Below are 410 nucleotides of genomic sequence, written 5' to 3'. Positions count from 1 at the left end.
CGTCCAGGGCCCGCGCGGTCGTGCGCAACCCGAAGGCGATCCGCATCTTCAACCGCACCGGCGGCACGCTGCTGGTCGGCGCCGGCATCGCCACGGTGGCGATGCGGTCGGGGAATTGAGATCAGCCTAGCGAATGGTAAGGCCTGTCGGCCTTACCATTTGACGCTCACGCCCAGATTGCCTTCCAGCACGCGGCGCTTGTCGCCTCCGAGATTGGTGGTGTAGTCGCCGGTGGCGAAGACGCTGACCTTGTCGGTCACCTTGGCGACCACCCCGCCGCCGAATTCGAAGGACGTTGACCGGCTCTCGGTCGAGATATCGGTGCCCTCGAAATCGACACGGTCGGTGCCGCCGAAATCGTGCCAGAGATTGGCCTTGAGGTAGGGCTGCAGCGGCGTCCCGTCGAGGAT

Annotated in this window: 1 protein-coding gene and 1 pseudogene; one reads left to right on the top strand and one right to left on the bottom strand. The window is 65.4% G+C overall.

Annotated elements, in window-relative coordinates; all coding sequences use genetic code 11:
* A pseudogene (locus tag EOD07_RS39010) lies at nucleotides 1-119 on the top strand (LysE family translocator); the annotation flags it as partial.
* Between the two features lie 33 nt (nucleotides 120-152).
* On the opposite strand, the gene EOD07_RS37295 reads toward EOD07_RS39010, so the two are convergent.
* On the bottom strand, nucleotides 153-410 hold a 258-nt coding region (locus EOD07_RS37295), incomplete at its 5' end, for an autotransporter outer membrane beta-barrel domain-containing protein (RefSeq protein ID WP_127238558.1).

The sequence above is a fragment of the Mesorhizobium sp. M2C.T.Ca.TU.002.02.1.1 genome, from assembly GCF_003997225.1.
This window is presented reverse-complemented; position numbering and strand designations above follow the sequence as displayed.